Consider the following 13,924-nt stretch of genomic DNA (forward strand, 5'->3'; position numbering starts at 1 on the left):
TATATTTACAAAGAAAGAAGTGAGGAGGCTGCCCTCCTCACTTCAATGCTTATTTTTATTCGTTTGAGTATTATTTAGCTGCTGCTAAATCTTTATCAAACTGTTGTAATTTTGCGAGGTATTGATCTTCACCAAATTTACCGTTGTAAGCATCGCTGAGGATTGCAGCACTTTCAGTCCAGAAGACAGACATTTGGCTAAGTTTAGGCATAACTGTTGTGTAGGTATCAGAAGATCCCATTGTGATAACAGCTTGTGCCAAGGCATCTTTCTTAACATCTTCAGACTCTTGCACTTCTTTGTTAGCAGGGATGATGTGACGTCCTTCAAACTTGAATTGGTTTTCTTGGCTTTCTTTGCTAGTAAGCACTTGAGCCAGTTTGTAGCTTGCTGCGATACGGTCAGTGTCGCCGTTTGAAGGTGTTTGGTTAACTGCGTAAAGTTTTACACCGAGGAAGGCTTTTTGTTGAACGTCTTGTCCACCGATGTTAACAGTTGGGTAAACAGAGATACCAAGGTTGTCTTTGCCGACAGCTTTTTCAGCAGCTGCGTAGTCCCATGGACCTGATTGGAAAGCGTCAACTGAACCATCTTCAAATTTAGCAAGAAGGTTAGAAGCATCTACGTTTACAAAACCGCTGTTATTCTTTTGAGCTGCGATGAACTTCAGAACGTTCACACCGGCTTCGTTACCCCAGTTTGTTCCGTCTACTTGCTCACCATCTTTACCAAAGAGAGTGTCGCCAACAGAAAGGAAGAGTGGAGCAGTGATGTATCCATTAGCCTCTTTCAAGTTTCCACCAAATTTAGCTTTAGAAGTGATGGTTTCATAAGACTTAACATCATCAGCGGAAAGTTTTGATTTGTTATAGTAGGTTACTTGTGATTCGATACCGTATGGGAAAGCATAAGTTTTGCCTTTGTATTGAGCACCAATTGCTGCTTGTTCAGTATCGTTTTTCTTGACTTCTTCTGCCATTTTAGAAGGAACTTCTTGAATAGCTCCAGCTTCAACTAATTTACCAAGTTGGTCGTGTGGCAGAGAGAAAACATCGGCAGCAGTACTAGCATCTTTTGTCAGATTTTCCTGAGCGTTTGGATCTTCCATTTCGACTACGTCAACTTTGTAGCCTGATTCTTTCTCGAACTTGCTAACTGTATCAGAGTAAGAATCTTTAGAACCAGTTGGTACCCAAAGTTTCAAGGTCTTGCTATCGGCTTTAGAAGAAGAGTTCTCCTTGCTACTGTTCGAGCTACAAGCTGCTAACAGCGTTCCTGCAGCCAGCAAGCTGACACTGCCCAATACTACTTTTTTCCATGTTTTCATTCCTATTTCCTCCCGGAATTTTTATTTACAATCCTATTATGCAACCGTTTGCAATTTTTGTCAAGTCTTTTTTGAAAAATTTTTTAAAAATATATTAATTTTTCTAAAATTTTTCTATTTTATTTCTGTTTATTTAATCAAAGCCTATTAAAATGGGTGTGCAATCGCTTGCTTGATTTTTACTTAGAAAACGCTTTGTTATAAAGAAAATCATGTTTCTTTTGAGATTGATTTTTGATACTTGCAAGAAGATATAAAGGCAAGTTAAAGTTCAGTATTACCTAGGAAAAGAATCAAACTTATGATTTTCTAATAATCTAGTCTCTACCTGTTGAATGCTTCCCTTTTCTGCTATAATAGACCTATGAACAAGCTAATCCAATCAAAGCTGGAACTGTTGCCGACCAGTCCTGGCTGTTACATTCACAAAGACAAAAACGGTACCATTATCTATGTCGGCAAAGCTAAGAATCTTCGCAATCGGGTCCGTTCTTATTTCCGTGGCAGTCATGATACCAAGACGGAGGCTCTGGTTTCTGAGATTGAGGATTTTGAGTTTATTGTCACCGAGTCCAACATTGAGGCTTTGCTTCTTGAGATTAATCTAATTAAGGAAAACCAGCCCAAGTACAATATCATGCTCAAGGACGATAAGTCCTATCCATTTATCAAGATTACCAACGAAACATATCCACGCCTGATTATCACGCGCCAAGTCAAAAAGGATGGCGGACTTTATTTCGGGCCTTATCCGGATGTCGGTGCGGCCAATGAAATCAAACGTCTCTTAGATCGGCTCTTTCCTTTTCGTAAGTGTACCAATCCGCCTGAGAAGGTTTGTTTTTACTACCATCTGGGGCAGTGCAAGGCCCACACTATTTGTCAGGTAGACAGCCAGTATTTCAAGGACCTGGCCCAGGAGGTAGCAGCCTTTCTCAAGGGTCAGGATGACCAGATTATTGAGGATTTACGGGGGAAAATGGCTGGCGCAGCGCAAGCTATGGAGTTTGAAAAGGCAGCTGAGTACCGCGACTTGATTCAGTCCATTGGCACCCTGCGAACCAAACAGCGGGTCATGGCCAAGGATTTGCAGAATCGTGATGTCTTTGGCTACTATGTGGATAAGGGCTGGATGTGTGTACAGGTCTTCTTTGTCCGCCAGGGCAAGTTAATCGAGCGTGACGTCAATCTTTTTCCCTATTATAATGATCCGGACGAAGATTTTCTGACCTATATTGGCCAGTTCTACCAGGAAAAATCCCACCTCAAGCCCAATGAAATTTTGATTCCGGCAGATATTGACGAAGAAGCTGTCCGAGCCATGGTGGATACCAAGGTGCTTAAGCCCCAGCGAGGCGAGAAGAAGCAGTTGCTCAATCTCGCTATCAAAAATGCTCGAGTCAGTCTTCATCAGAAATTTGATCTCTTGGAAAAATCTATTGAAAAGACCCAAGGTGCTATTGAGAATCTAGGGCAGCTCCTTAACATTCCGACACCTGTTCGTATCGAGTCTTTTGATAACTCCAACATCATGGGGACCAGTCCTGTATCAGCTATGGTGGTCTTTGTCAATGGTAAACCAAGTAAGAAGGACTATCGCAAGTATAAGATCAAGACTGTGGTAGGCCCGGATGACTACGCAAGTATGCGTGAGGTCATCAAGCGGCGCTATAGTCGGGTTATTCGGGATGGACTGACTCCGCCTGATTTGATTGTCATTGACGGTGGACAGGGCCAGGTCAATGTCGCTAAAGAAGTTATTCAGGAGCAGTTGGGATTGGATATTCCCATCGCTGGACTGCAAAAAAATGACAAGCACCAGACTCATGAATTGCTCTTTGGCGACCCTCTGCAGGTTGTAGAATTATCCCGCAATTCGCAGGAATTTTTCCTACTCCAGCGAATCCAAGATGAGGTCCACCGCTTCGCCATTACCTTCCACCGCCAGCTCCGGTCTAAAAATTCCTTCTCATCGCAGCTAGATGGCATTGAAGGCTTGGGACCAAAACGCAAGCAAAACCTTATGAAACACTTCAAATCCCTAACCAAGATTAAAGAAGCCAGTGTTGACCAAATCGTCGAAGTCGGCGTACCACGAGCGGTAGCAGAAGCAGTGCGGGAGAAGTTGAATCTAACTGACCAGCAGAAAACATCCTTGCCAGAAGTAGCAGAGCCACAGGTGGATTTAGAATAGACAAATCTCATATGAGGACTGTGTATGCAGAATTTCTTTAATAATTAGGAAAAAATTAACAGAAATGGATGGACTATTATAATGCCTATAATGTTTGACAATAAAATAATTTTGTATTATAATATGTCTATTCTTTATTAATAGGAGACAGTAATGAGAAAAATTATTACAGCTAGTGTAGCGCTTTTATCGGTTATAACTTTAGCAGCATGTTCTGGAAAAACAACATCAGATTCTTCTGAAAAAGCTTCAAGTTCTGTAGAAAAAAAATCTACTTCAAAGAGTAAATCAAGTAGCTCTGAAACTTCATCAAAAACAGCTAGTTCAGATGTAGAAATCCCAGAAATTGTTCTTTTGACAGATGAAGAAATCGACAATGCTAAAACAATTGGTGACATGAAAGCTCTCTTTAGTAAGTTGATTGATAATTATAAAAAGTACATTGATGAAATTGGGAACAAAGTACCTGAGGCTGGGAAAGAAGCATACAATCAACAAGTAGAACCAGCTATTCAATCTATGGAAACTTCAAGAGAAACTTTTAATGAAACGCTCTCAAGTGCTGGTTCAGATGATACAGAAATTCCAGAACAAAATCGTGCTCTATTTGCTCAGCAATTGAAAACAGGACGTGATGCTATGAAGAAGGCTATTGAAGGGGCTTATAAAGCTCTTGGTCAGCTTAAATCTGGACAATAATATTAACAAAGCAGGTAAGAACCACCTGCTTTTTTTGTAGCAAAATGTAAAATAGGTGGAAATTTAAGTGACTTAAAAGATAAGATTGAATCAAAAAATTTTTAAATAAAATATTGTTTATACTCAATTATAAATAAAAATAGGCATAATTTAAGCATTTCTAATAATGATTTAGTGAAATTTATGAAAGGAAAAAAACTGCAAACTCTTACAAAATATGATAAAATGAAGCTAGTATATTTAGAAAAGGATGCAACTTATGAAATTTCTAGAACTCAATAAAAAGCGTCATGCGACCAAGCATTTCAATGACAAACCTGTGGATCCAAAGGATGTTCGCACAGCCATTGAAATTGCTACTTTGGCACCCAGTGCCCACAATAGCCAGCCATGGAAGTTCGTTGTGGTGCGGGAGCGTAATCAGGCTCTAGCTGAGACGGCTTTTGGTGGAAATGTGGACCAGATTAAGGAAGCACCAGTGACCATTGCTCTCTTTACAGATACTGATTTGACCAAGCGGGCTCGCAAGATTGCGCGTGTGGCTGGAGTTAAGAATTTCTCTGATGAGCAGCTTCAATTTTACATGCAGAATCTGCCTGCTGAGTTTGCTCGCTATAGTGAGCAGCAAAAGAGTGATTATTTAGCTCTCAATGCTGGTCTGATAGCTATGAATCTTGTTCTGGCTCTGACTGACCAAGGTATCGGCTCGAACATCATCTTAGGCTTCGATAAATCTAAGGTTAATGAGGTTTTGGAAATTGATGAGCGTTTCCGTCCGGAACTCTTGATTACTGTTGGTTATACAGATGAAAAACTAGAACCTAGTTATCGTTTGCCAGTTGATGAAATCATTGAGAAACGTTGATATAAAAGTTTTTACGTTTTAATTCGTAATGATATCGATTTAAATCAAATTATAGATTGAGGTAATATAATGACAATTGATTTTAAAGCAGAAGTTGAAAAACGCAGAGAAGCTCTCTTGGCCGATCTGTTCAGCCTTTTGGAAATTAACTCAGAGCGGGATGACTCCAAGGCAGATAAGGAGCATCCTTTTGGACCTGGACCTGTTCAAGCCTTACATAAGTTTTTAAAAATCGCTGAGCGCGATGGATATGAAACCAAGAATGTAGACAATTACGCTGGTCACTTTACTTTTGGTGAGGGTCAAGAAGAACTAGGGATTTTTGCCCACATGGATGTGGTTCCTGCTGGAAGTGGCTGGAATACAGATCCTTACAAGCCTGAAATTATTGATGATAAGCTTTATGCGCGTGGTTCGTCTGATGATAAAGGGCCAACCATGGCTTGTTACTACGGTTTGAAAATCATCAAAGACTTGGGCTTGCCAGTATCTAAGCGTGTGCGCTTTGTGGTGGGGACAGATGAGGAATCCGGTTGGCAAGACATGGACTATTATTTCAAGCATGTTGGTCTGCCTGAGCCAGACTTTGGTTTCTCACCAGATGCTGAATTCCCAATCATTAACGGTGAAAAAGGGAATATCACAGAATATCTCCACTTTGGTAACAGTAATGATGGCTGCTTTAAACTCAAGAGCTTCACTGGCGGACTTCGTGAGAATATGGTGCCAGAATCAGCGACAGCTATTTTTACAGCAGCAGTTGATGCAGCGGAATTGGATAAGAAATTACAAGACTTTGCTTCTGCCCACAAGCTTTCAGCTAGTCTAAAAGAAAATGGAGACGCTCTTGAAGTGACAGTTATTGGGAAATCAGCTCATGGTTCTACACCAGAGGATGGTATCAACGGAGCAACCTATTTAGCTCTCTTCCTCAACCAATTTGACTTTGCAGGTGACGCCAAAGCTTATCTGGAAGTGGCAGCTCAAGTTCTGCACGAGGACTTTGCAGGTGAGAAGTTAGGAATTGCTTATACAGATGCTAAAATGGGTGCTCTTAGCATGAATGCTGGTGTTTTCCATTTTGACAGTGCCAAGGCTGACAATACCATTGCTCTGAACATCCGTTACCCGCAAGGAACTGATCCGAAAACGATTCAGGCCGGTCTTGAAAAAGTTGCTGGTGTTGTGTCTGTGAGCTTGTCTGAACACGGACACACTCCGCACTATGTCCCAGCAGATGATGAATTGGTAGCAACACTTTTGAGTGTTTACGAAAAACAAACTGGTCTCAAAGGACATGAGCAAGTCATTGGTGGTGGAACCTTTGGCCGTCTTTTGAAGCGCGGTGTGGCTTTTGGGGCTATGTTCCCAGACTATGTCAACACTATGCACCAAGCCAATGAATTTACAGATGTAGAAGACCTTTTCCGTGCTGCGGCCATTTATGCGGAGGCTATCTACGAATTAATCAAATAAAAAAGAAGAACTCGTTTGGTCTTGCCAAATGAGTTTCTTTGCAAGGAGTTGCTATGCATACTTTAGAAGATATTACTAAGGCCATCATGGCCGACCCAGAAAATAAAGAATTTACGGAGCAAGGGATCAAGCCGCTTTTTGCGGCACCAAAGAATGCTCGAATTAACATTGTTGGTCAGGCGCCGGGGCTGAAAACTCAAGAGGCAGGGCTTTACTGGAAAGATAAGAGTGGTGACCGGTTGAGAGAATGGCTGGGTGTTGATGAAGAGATGTTTTATAATTCTGGCTACTTTGCAGTTTTGCCCATGGATTTTTATTTTCCAGGACATGGAAAATCTGGTGATTTACCGCCTCGTAAGGACTTTGCGGATAAATGGCATCAGCCGATTTTAGAGCTTTTGCCAGATATTGAGCTGACTATTTTGATTGGTCAGTATGCACAAAAATACTACCTGCATCAAAAAGGAAATATCAAGCTGACAGAGACAGTTCAGCATTATCAAGACTACCTGCCTGACTTTTTCCCTTTGGTACACCCATCGCCCCGCAACCAAATCTGGATGGCTAAAAATCCTTGGTTTGAGGCAGAAGTGGTTCCAGACTTACAAGCATTGGTACAAAAGATTATTCATCAATAAAGGAAAAAACTATGGATTCTTATCAACAAGTAGCTAATAAGTTGCAAGAGTTGGGGATTGCCTTTGATGTGGTAGAGCACCCACCTGCATTTACGACAGAGCAGGCAGATAGCTATATTGAAGGAATGGAAGGTGTTCGGACTAAGTCCATGTTTTTGACCAACAGGAAGAAAACTCAGTATTATTTGCTGATTATGGATGACAAGAAACGATTGGATATGAATGACTTTAAAGTTAAAGTGGGAGCTGATCGGATTCGCATGGCCTCATTGGCCTCCTTGGCAGAGAAAATGAACCTACCAGCAGGAACGGTATCGCCTTTTGGTCTGCTTAACAACGAGGAAAAGGACATTCAAGTTTATTTTGATAAGGACATTGTATCTGAGGATATCATGACTTTCCATCCTAATACCAATGAAAAGACTATCTTTATCTCTACAGAGGATTTGTTCAAGTTTCTGAAAGATTTGGGCTACTCTTACCAAGTGCTGGAGCTTTAGTAAGCTGTTTTGCTGTGATAGAGTAGTGCTATCCAGCTTCTCTTTCAAGTGATTAAACCTAGCAGATTGTTATCACTCGTTTGCTAGCGTCTTGTCCCTCTATCTTGATCTTGGATGAAGGACATATCCAGCAACGTGCTTCCCCTCAGGAGATTCTCCAACAGCCGGCTGATGGATTTTGTAAAAGCACTATTAGAACTTGCAGGAGCAGCTGCTTGACTTTTTGATAAGTCTAAGCTTAGAATGCTAAACTTTGTAGAAAGCGAGGTGATTCTATGGAAACGATGAAAGCTATAGTCATTTACGAAGCAGGTGGTCCAGAAAAGCTTCTGCTGGAAGAAAGACCGATTCCACAACTTCAAGAAGGCTGGACCTTGGTCAAGGTCAGAGGGTTTGGGATTAACCGATCGGAGATTTTTACTCGTGAGGGTTTATCGCCTAGTGTCGCCTTTCCTCGGATTTTAGGTATTGAGTGTGTTGGCCAAGTGGCCAAGACGACTCGAGAAGATTTAGAGGTCGATCAAAAAGTGGTTTCCATCATGGGAGAAATGGGGCGATCTTTTGATGGTTCTTATGCTGAGTATGTCCTCCTGCCTAACGACCAAATTTATACGGTCGAGACCAACCTGACCTGGACAGAGTTGGCAGCAGTGCCAGAGACCTATTATACTGCTTTAGGCTCTATGAAAAATCTACGCATTGAGCCTAATGACAAGATTTTGGTTCGGGCTGCCACTAGCGGTGTCGGTTTGGCCTTTGCTCGTCTGGTCAAGGCACAGTTTCCAGACACACATATCGTGGGCTCGGTCAATAGCGGTTCCAAACAGTTTCTACTCAAGCACCAAGCCTACGACGATATCATCATAGATCAGGATGGACGGCTGGAAGCAGAGGAGAAGTTTGACAAAATCCTAGAGTTGGTCGGTCCGGCAACTGTCAAGAATTCTTTTGACCATATCGCAGAGGGCGGGATTATCTGTGTGACCGGCCTCTTAGGAGGTCAGTGGGAGCTGGATGATTTCAACCCAATTGAAGAAATTAAAAATAACAGTTTTCTGACAAGTTTTCACTCTGCTCATGTGAGTCAAGACTTGATGAATGAATTATTTGACTATATTGACCGCTATCAGGTCAATGTTACACCAAGGCGTGTCTTTTCCCTAGAGCAGGTGCCCAAAGCTCATGCATTTGTCGAGGGGACGGCAGGTTTTGGAAAAATCGTGATTATGAATGAATAGGAGAAAAATGATGCAAAAAATTAGTGCGAAAGATTTATATGACAAATTACAGGCAGAAGAACTGCGCTTGATTGACGTTCGCGAGGTGGATGAATTTACTGCTGGACATATCTCTGGGGCTCAGAATCTGCCTCTCAGCACCTTGCCTGAAAATTATAGAAAACTAGATAAACAAATCCCCTACCATATCATCTGTCAAAAAGGCGGACGCTCAGCGCATGCCTGCGAATTTTTGGAAGCTAAGGGTTACCAAGTAACTAATGTCGAAGGAGGAGTGGAAGCTTTTCCTGCTAAATTGACGATATGACAAGCGATTAAGAAGAGCAAATGCCGGAATAGATTGAATTTCCGGCCCTTTTTTTGTATACTATAGTAGTATAATAATTTATAGATAGGAGATATTTTATGTCAAAACAAGATTGGCTTGAATATTTTGAGGCCGTTAATGGACGCTCGGCTACAGAGGAAGAAATTGCCCAAGCATTGGCTGCCGGGGAATTTGTTGAAGCTGAACAGGTAAGTGCGGAGCAAGCCTCTAGTGAAGCTAGTCCGGCTTCATCAAGCTTTGAACAGCCGCAAAACTTCCAACAGCCTTTTGCTCAGCAGGCTTCTCAACAATATCAAGAAGTTCCTCAGCAACAAGCAAATCCAAATCAATTTGCAAATCAGGGACAAGCTTATCAGCAACAAGGATTTCAGCAAGCAAGTCCCTTTGCTGGACAGCCTCAGTCTTCTGGTCCGCAAGCTTATCAGAACAACCAGCAGCAAGGACAGTTCAATTCACAAATACCTCAACAAGGACCACAGGCTTATTACAGTCAGCAACCTCCTCAACCCAGCGAGTTTTCTAAAACAATGAAAGGTTTCTGGGCTTGGCTCGTTTCAGCTTGGAAATCACCGACATCTGAAGTTGAGAGCAGTAAGGTGAATGGTTACCTTTCTCTAGGTTTGACAGCGTTCTTTTTTGCTATTGTTGCAAACTACAATATTTTCAGTACCATTGGTATCATGAGTTTTGGTATGTATAATGGACCGACTTTTAATTTCAAAGTCTTCTTTGTTTCTCTGATAGCAGCGGCTCTCTTCCTTTTCTCTATTATATTAGGTGGTTTTGTTGTGAAGCGTTTGGTCTACCAAGATAGAAGTTTTACCTTTAATAAGGCTTTTGATTGGTATGGTCGACTTTATGCCATTGTTCTTCCATTTATTGCTGCTTCAGCTCTGTTTGCTCTGTTGGGTATTATTCATTTATCTCTGTTTTTCACATGGATTGTTCTTTTGTTAGTCGGAGTTGGAGCGACCTTTGCTTTGATTTATTCCAAGACAAACAATTCTATGGATCCTTTTTATAAATATCTATTGGCCATTATTATCAATGGTGTGATTACAATTATCTTCTCTTTCATCGCTTTTTCTCTACTAGCTAGTATCATAATGATGTAATCTTGGAGGAGATTTATGGCAACAAAAGAAAAATGGGTTGATCTCTTTGAAAAAGTAATTGGTCGAAAACCAACTGCAAGTGAGTTCCAAGCCGGCAAACAATCTAACTTTGATCCAAAAAAGATTAAGGAGATTGCAGGTGAAGCAGAGGAAGAAACCACAGATACTTCGTCAGTAGAAAATACTACTGATGAAGCTTCTGATAATCAAGATATTGTTCAGGAGACACCTTCTGAAGATTCTGTCACAGAAGAATCGGTTCAACCATCTTCCCAAGATGAGAAGCAAGGCGCATTTGAATCTAGCCAATATGAAGAACTTCGCAAGAATTGGCTGCAAGCTTTTGAAAATAATATTGGTCGAAAACCTACCAAAGAAGAATTTGCAGAAGCTAAGAGTCAAGGGTTCTCTAACTTGCCTATTCGGTCTGAACTGCTCGATTCGCAATTACCACAGAAACCAGTAAAAAAGGCTAAAAAGAGAATATCAAAGAAGCAAGCAATCATGATTGGGGCTCCAACCGTTTTAGTTGCCACTTTGATTGGAGCTTTCTTCTATCTAAACTCTATAACCGGAGTTAAAGTAGTTACAGACCATTTTGCAAAAGCCGTCTCTAGTAAAGACTTTGATGAAGTGGCAAGTCTTCTGTCTACTCAATCCGATAAGTGGACACGTGCTGAAGCAAGAGCTTTAGTTGAGCACCTAGAGAGCCAGGAGATTAATCTCGAAACTGAGCTAGATAACATTGTTGAGTCAAATGGCAAATCTGCTTATATCGATGACAACAATAATAAGATTTTAGGTGTTACTGAAAAGAGTAAGAAATTTGGTATTTTCCAGGAATATCAGATGGTTTCCTACCCAGTCAAAGTTAAAGTCAATACCAATTTGGATAATGCTACCATTAAACCTGGTGAGAAAAAAACTATTACTCTTAAGAAAAATACAGACACTGAATTGGGTGAATATCACTTTATCAAACAAGACTTTACACTCAAAGGTAAGACAGATGTTGGAGATGTAGAGAGTAAAGTTCAGCTTGATTTAGCTACAGCTAAGGATAATGAAATCAAACTGGATCTCAAGTCTGAAAAGAAACAGCTAAAAATTACGATGCCTTCTGAAACTTCAAAAGCAACAGATATTAAAATTGTTGTTAATGGTAAAGAAAGTGGTAGCAGTTTGACCCCTGAGTTGCAGCTTGTTCCTTATCAAGAACTTGAAATTTATGCTAAGTTTACTATCTCTGATACTACCTTTACTACCAATAAAGAGACAGTGATTGTGGAAGATGATACCACGAATGTGAAATTATCTCTTCCTAAGGAAGTAGTTTCTAAGATTAGAGAAAAGAACGAAGAAGCGAAAAAGGTTGAGGCTCAAAAAGCAAAAGTCTCTACTTTCCTTAATGACTACCGCAGTGCTGTTTTCAGCTCAGTTTCTAACAGGAGCAACAACTATTCTCAATACTACGATACCTCTAGTGCAGTATATCGAGAAATGGTTGAGTGGACCACTGGTGGTGTTAAGAAAGCGAAAATTAACTATTATGAGCCAGGAGCTCTGGATATCCGCGAAATCAAGGAAGAAAATGGTTCCTATATCGTGACAACATATGAGGACTATACGGTCCACTATACCGATAACACTCCAAATAGTGTAAATCGTAAAAATAAGACTTATTACTTGAAACCTAGCGGGGATTCTTTTGTAATCTATAATCTTGAAGTTTCAGAAGGTTGATATTATGACAATGAAATACAGTAAACTAATTTTTCTTGCAGCATCTGTTCTTGTTCTAGGCGCGTGTTCGTCTGGTAAAGACACTACTGGAGATAGCTCTGATAAACAAGCGGCTAGCTCAACTAGTACAGTTAAGAAACAAGATGCTGAAAAAGACAAAATTTCTAGACAAGATACGACACCATCTTCAGATAGCACTGATACTAAAAAGGAGCAAAATCACGAGGCCAAAACTCTTGATCAAAATGTTTCTTATAATGGAAGCTACTACAGTGTCAAAGGGAAATATGATGAGATTCTTGTTGTCAACAAACACTACCCTTTGTCTGCTTCCTATAACCCAGGTGAGAATGCGACTGCTAAAGCAGAATTGCTCAAACTGATTGCAGACATGCGGGCACAAGGCTATGCCATTAGCGACCAATACAGTGGTTTCCGCAGCTATGATACTCAAACCGAGCTCTATCAAAACTATGTCAATCAGGATGGTAAGGCAGCTGCAGACCGCTATTCAGCTCGACCAGGCTACAGCGAGCACCAGACTGGTTTGGCATTTGACTTGATTGACAAGAATGGCAATCTCGTACAAGAAGCTGGAGCAAGTCAGTGGCTTCTAGATAACGCCTATAAATACGGTTTTATCGTTCGCTATCTAGAGGGTAAGGAAGGTTCAACTGGCTATATGCCTGAAAGCTGGCATCTGCGCTATATTGGTCAAGAAGCCAAGGAAATTGCTCAATCAGGCAAATCTTTAGAAGAATATTTCGGCATTACCGGTGGAGGATATGAAGATCAGTAGTCACATCATCCATTAGAAGGAGGAAGAAAATGAAATTTTTTGTTACCAATCCCAATAATGATTTTGCAGAAACACCTGTGCAAGAAGAAGGCAGAATCATCCATCATCTGCATCTTGCTAAAGGAAAAGAAGTACCAGAGCACAGTGCTGATGCACTGGTAACAGTTGTTTGTTTGTCGGGAGATGTAAGCTTTTCTGCTGGAGAACAAACCGTGCGGCTAGTGGCAGGTTCCTTTTTGACGATGGAGCCCAATGAGCCACATAGCTTGGTCGGTGAGGAAGATAGCCACCTCTTGGTTATCAAACAACTCAAATATTAATAAATACAAAAATACTAGAAGCTGGAATAAATGCTTCTAGTATTTTTTACTACTTTTTAATTTCTATTCATTTATATAGATAAAAACCCATAAGCAAGAAAAATTCAAACAGATTCTTTGATTCTTAAAACAAACTTAAGTTTAGCTTAAAAAAGGCTTAATATAAGCTTAAAATAAACTTAAACAAAAAATCGGAATGATAGGGTGAAGAGTTTTTATAAATTAACAGCAAAAATAATTTACAACATGTAAACCAAATTATAAACATTTTTCTATTATTTTAGTTCGTTAAAAAGAAGAATGTACAGATTTTTAAGGCTATAAAACAGAAAAATAAACAAAAATACGAACTATAAAAAATTACCCATAAAAATAATTTACACCTTGTTAACTAAAATGCTTGCATTCAAAAATTTCTTGTGCTATAATTCATCTCGAGGGTGAGATATGCATAAAAAAGTATTTTCAAGCATATTGACTTCTTTCTTTCTAAATCAAATGCTATAAAAACATTTATGTGCAACCTTTAACAAGGTGGATTCACTAACTAGTGATTCGTTTTTTGCGTTTGATATTGATGGAGAAGTCAACTGTCAGCCGGCTGTATTTTCGTAAAATTCTTTTTTATGAAGTTGTGCACAAAAGATAAATTCCCCCCACAAAAATATGAAGTGATGTTGGT

13 protein-coding genes are annotated in these 13,924 nt (G+C 40.3%); 12 read left to right on the top strand and 1 reads right to left on the bottom strand.

Annotated elements, in window-relative coordinates; translation table 11 throughout:
* Positions 1–70: 70 nt before the first annotated feature.
* Positions 71–1,327: an extracellular solute-binding protein gene (locus tag J1C81_RS05440; protein ID WP_002915028.1), complete on the bottom strand. Its 1,257-nt coding sequence runs from the start codon at positions 1,325–1,327 to the stop codon at positions 71–73.
* A 364-nt stretch (positions 1,328–1,691) separates the two neighbouring features.
* Here J1C81_RS05440 and uvrC point away from each other — a divergent pair, with 364 nt between their 5' ends.
* From uvrC to J1C81_RS05500, 12 genes are all read left to right on the top strand, one after another.
* Positions 1,692–3,521 carry an excinuclease ABC subunit UvrC gene (gene uvrC, locus J1C81_RS05445; RefSeq protein WP_002915029.1) on the top strand — a complete coding sequence of 610 codons (1,830 nt, stop codon included), beginning with the start codon at positions 1,692–1,694 and terminating at the stop codon, positions 3,519–3,521.
* 153 nt (positions 3,522–3,674) lie between these two features.
* Positions 3,675–4,220 carry a hypothetical protein gene (locus J1C81_RS05450; protein ID WP_002915030.1) on the top strand — a complete coding sequence of 182 codons (546 nt, stop codon included), beginning with the start codon at positions 3,675–3,677 and terminating at the stop codon, positions 4,218–4,220.
* A 259-nt stretch (positions 4,221–4,479) separates the two neighbouring features.
* Positions 4,480–5,085: a nitroreductase family protein gene (locus J1C81_RS05455; RefSeq protein WP_032909707.1), complete on the top strand. Its 606-nt coding sequence runs from the start codon at positions 4,480–4,482 to the stop codon at positions 5,083–5,085.
* Between the two features lie 69 nt (positions 5,086–5,154).
* Positions 5,155–6,561, top strand: a complete 1,407-nt coding sequence (gene pepV / locus J1C81_RS05460) for a dipeptidase PepV (protein ID WP_002915036.1) — start codon at positions 5,155–5,157, stop codon at positions 6,559–6,561.
* A 53-nt stretch (positions 6,562–6,614) separates the two neighbouring features.
* The gene (locus J1C81_RS05465) at positions 6,615–7,199 is read left to right on the top strand and encodes a uracil-DNA glycosylase family protein (protein WP_002915038.1); all 585 of its coding nucleotides are present in this window, start codon (positions 6,615–6,617) and stop codon (positions 7,197–7,199) included.
* An 11-nt stretch (positions 7,200–7,210) separates the two neighbouring features.
* Positions 7,211–7,699, top strand: coding sequence for a prolyl-tRNA synthetase associated domain-containing protein (locus J1C81_RS05470; RefSeq protein ID WP_002915040.1), 489 nt, complete (start codon positions 7,211–7,213; stop codon positions 7,697–7,699).
* Between the two features lie 275 nt (positions 7,700–7,974).
* The gene (locus tag J1C81_RS05475) at positions 7,975–8,937 is read left to right on the top strand and encodes a zinc-binding alcohol dehydrogenase family protein (RefSeq protein ID WP_002915042.1); all 963 of its coding nucleotides are present in this window, start codon (positions 7,975–7,977) and stop codon (positions 8,935–8,937) included.
* Positions 8,930–9,244, top strand: coding sequence for a rhodanese-like domain-containing protein (locus tag J1C81_RS05480; RefSeq protein WP_002915044.1), 315 nt, complete (start codon positions 8,930–8,932; stop codon positions 9,242–9,244). The genes J1C81_RS05475 and J1C81_RS05480 overlap by 8 nt, the downstream gene beginning before the upstream one ends.
* Positions 9,245–9,342: 98 nt before the next feature.
* The gene (locus J1C81_RS05485) at positions 9,343–10,380 is read left to right on the top strand and encodes a DUF6574 domain-containing protein (RefSeq protein WP_002915046.1); all 1,038 of its coding nucleotides are present in this window, start codon (positions 9,343–9,345) and stop codon (positions 10,378–10,380) included.
* A gap of 15 nt (positions 10,381–10,395) precedes the next feature.
* Positions 10,396–12,123, top strand: coding sequence for a TcaA second domain-containing protein (locus J1C81_RS05490; RefSeq protein ID WP_002915048.1), 1,728 nt, complete (start codon positions 10,396–10,398; stop codon positions 12,121–12,123).
* A gap of 4 nt (positions 12,124–12,127) precedes the next feature.
* Positions 12,128–12,922: an LD-carboxypeptidase LdcB/DacB gene (ldcB, locus tag J1C81_RS05495; protein ID WP_412774826.1), complete on the top strand. Its 795-nt coding sequence runs from the start codon at positions 12,128–12,130 to the stop codon at positions 12,920–12,922.
* A 29-nt stretch (positions 12,923–12,951) separates the two neighbouring features.
* Positions 12,952–13,242, top strand: coding sequence for a cupin domain-containing protein (locus tag J1C81_RS05500; protein WP_002895366.1), 291 nt, complete (start codon positions 12,952–12,954; stop codon positions 13,240–13,242).
* The last annotated feature ends 682 nt before the right edge of the window (positions 13,243–13,924 follow it).

Source organism: Streptococcus sanguinis, assembly GCF_050225395.1.
Classification (GTDB): domain Bacteria; phylum Bacillota; class Bacilli; order Lactobacillales; family Streptococcaceae; genus Streptococcus.

Bases quoted from the DNA above. Each gene is read 5' to 3' on its own strand.
- J1C81_RS05455 (WP_032909707.1), top strand. From the start codon at position 4,480: ATGAAATTTCTAGAACTCAATAAAAAGCGTCATGCGACCAAGCATTTC.
- J1C81_RS05480 (WP_002915044.1), top strand. From the start codon at position 8,930: ATGAATAGGAGAAAAATGATGCAAAAAATTAGTGCGAAAGATTTATAT.
- ldcB (WP_412774826.1), top strand. From the start codon at position 12,128: ATGACAATGAAATACAGTAAACTAATTTTTCTTGCAGCATCTGTTCTT.
- J1C81_RS05490 (WP_002915048.1), top strand. From the start codon at position 10,396: ATGGCAACAAAAGAAAAATGGGTTGATCTCTTTGAAAAAGTAATTGGT.
- uvrC (WP_002915029.1), top strand. From the start codon at position 1,692: ATGAACAAGCTAATCCAATCAAAGCTGGAACTGTTGCCGACCAGTCCT.
- J1C81_RS05500 (WP_002895366.1), top strand. From the start codon at position 12,952: ATGAAATTTTTTGTTACCAATCCCAATAATGATTTTGCAGAAACACCT.
- J1C81_RS05465 (WP_002915038.1), top strand. From the start codon at position 6,615: ATGCATACTTTAGAAGATATTACTAAGGCCATCATGGCCGACCCAGAA.
- J1C81_RS05485 (WP_002915046.1), top strand. From the start codon at position 9,343: ATGTCAAAACAAGATTGGCTTGAATATTTTGAGGCCGTTAATGGACGC.
- J1C81_RS05470 (WP_002915040.1), top strand. From the start codon at position 7,211: ATGGATTCTTATCAACAAGTAGCTAATAAGTTGCAAGAGTTGGGGATT.
- J1C81_RS05475 (WP_002915042.1), top strand. From the start codon at position 7,975: ATGGAAACGATGAAAGCTATAGTCATTTACGAAGCAGGTGGTCCAGAA.
- J1C81_RS05450 (WP_002915030.1), top strand. From the start codon at position 3,675: ATGAGAAAAATTATTACAGCTAGTGTAGCGCTTTTATCGGTTATAACT.
- pepV (WP_002915036.1), top strand. From the start codon at position 5,155: ATGACAATTGATTTTAAAGCAGAAGTTGAAAAACGCAGAGAAGCTCTC.
- J1C81_RS05440 (WP_002915028.1), bottom strand. From the start codon at position 1,327: ATGAAAACATGGAAAAAAGTAGTATTGGGCAGTGTCAGCTTGCTGGCT.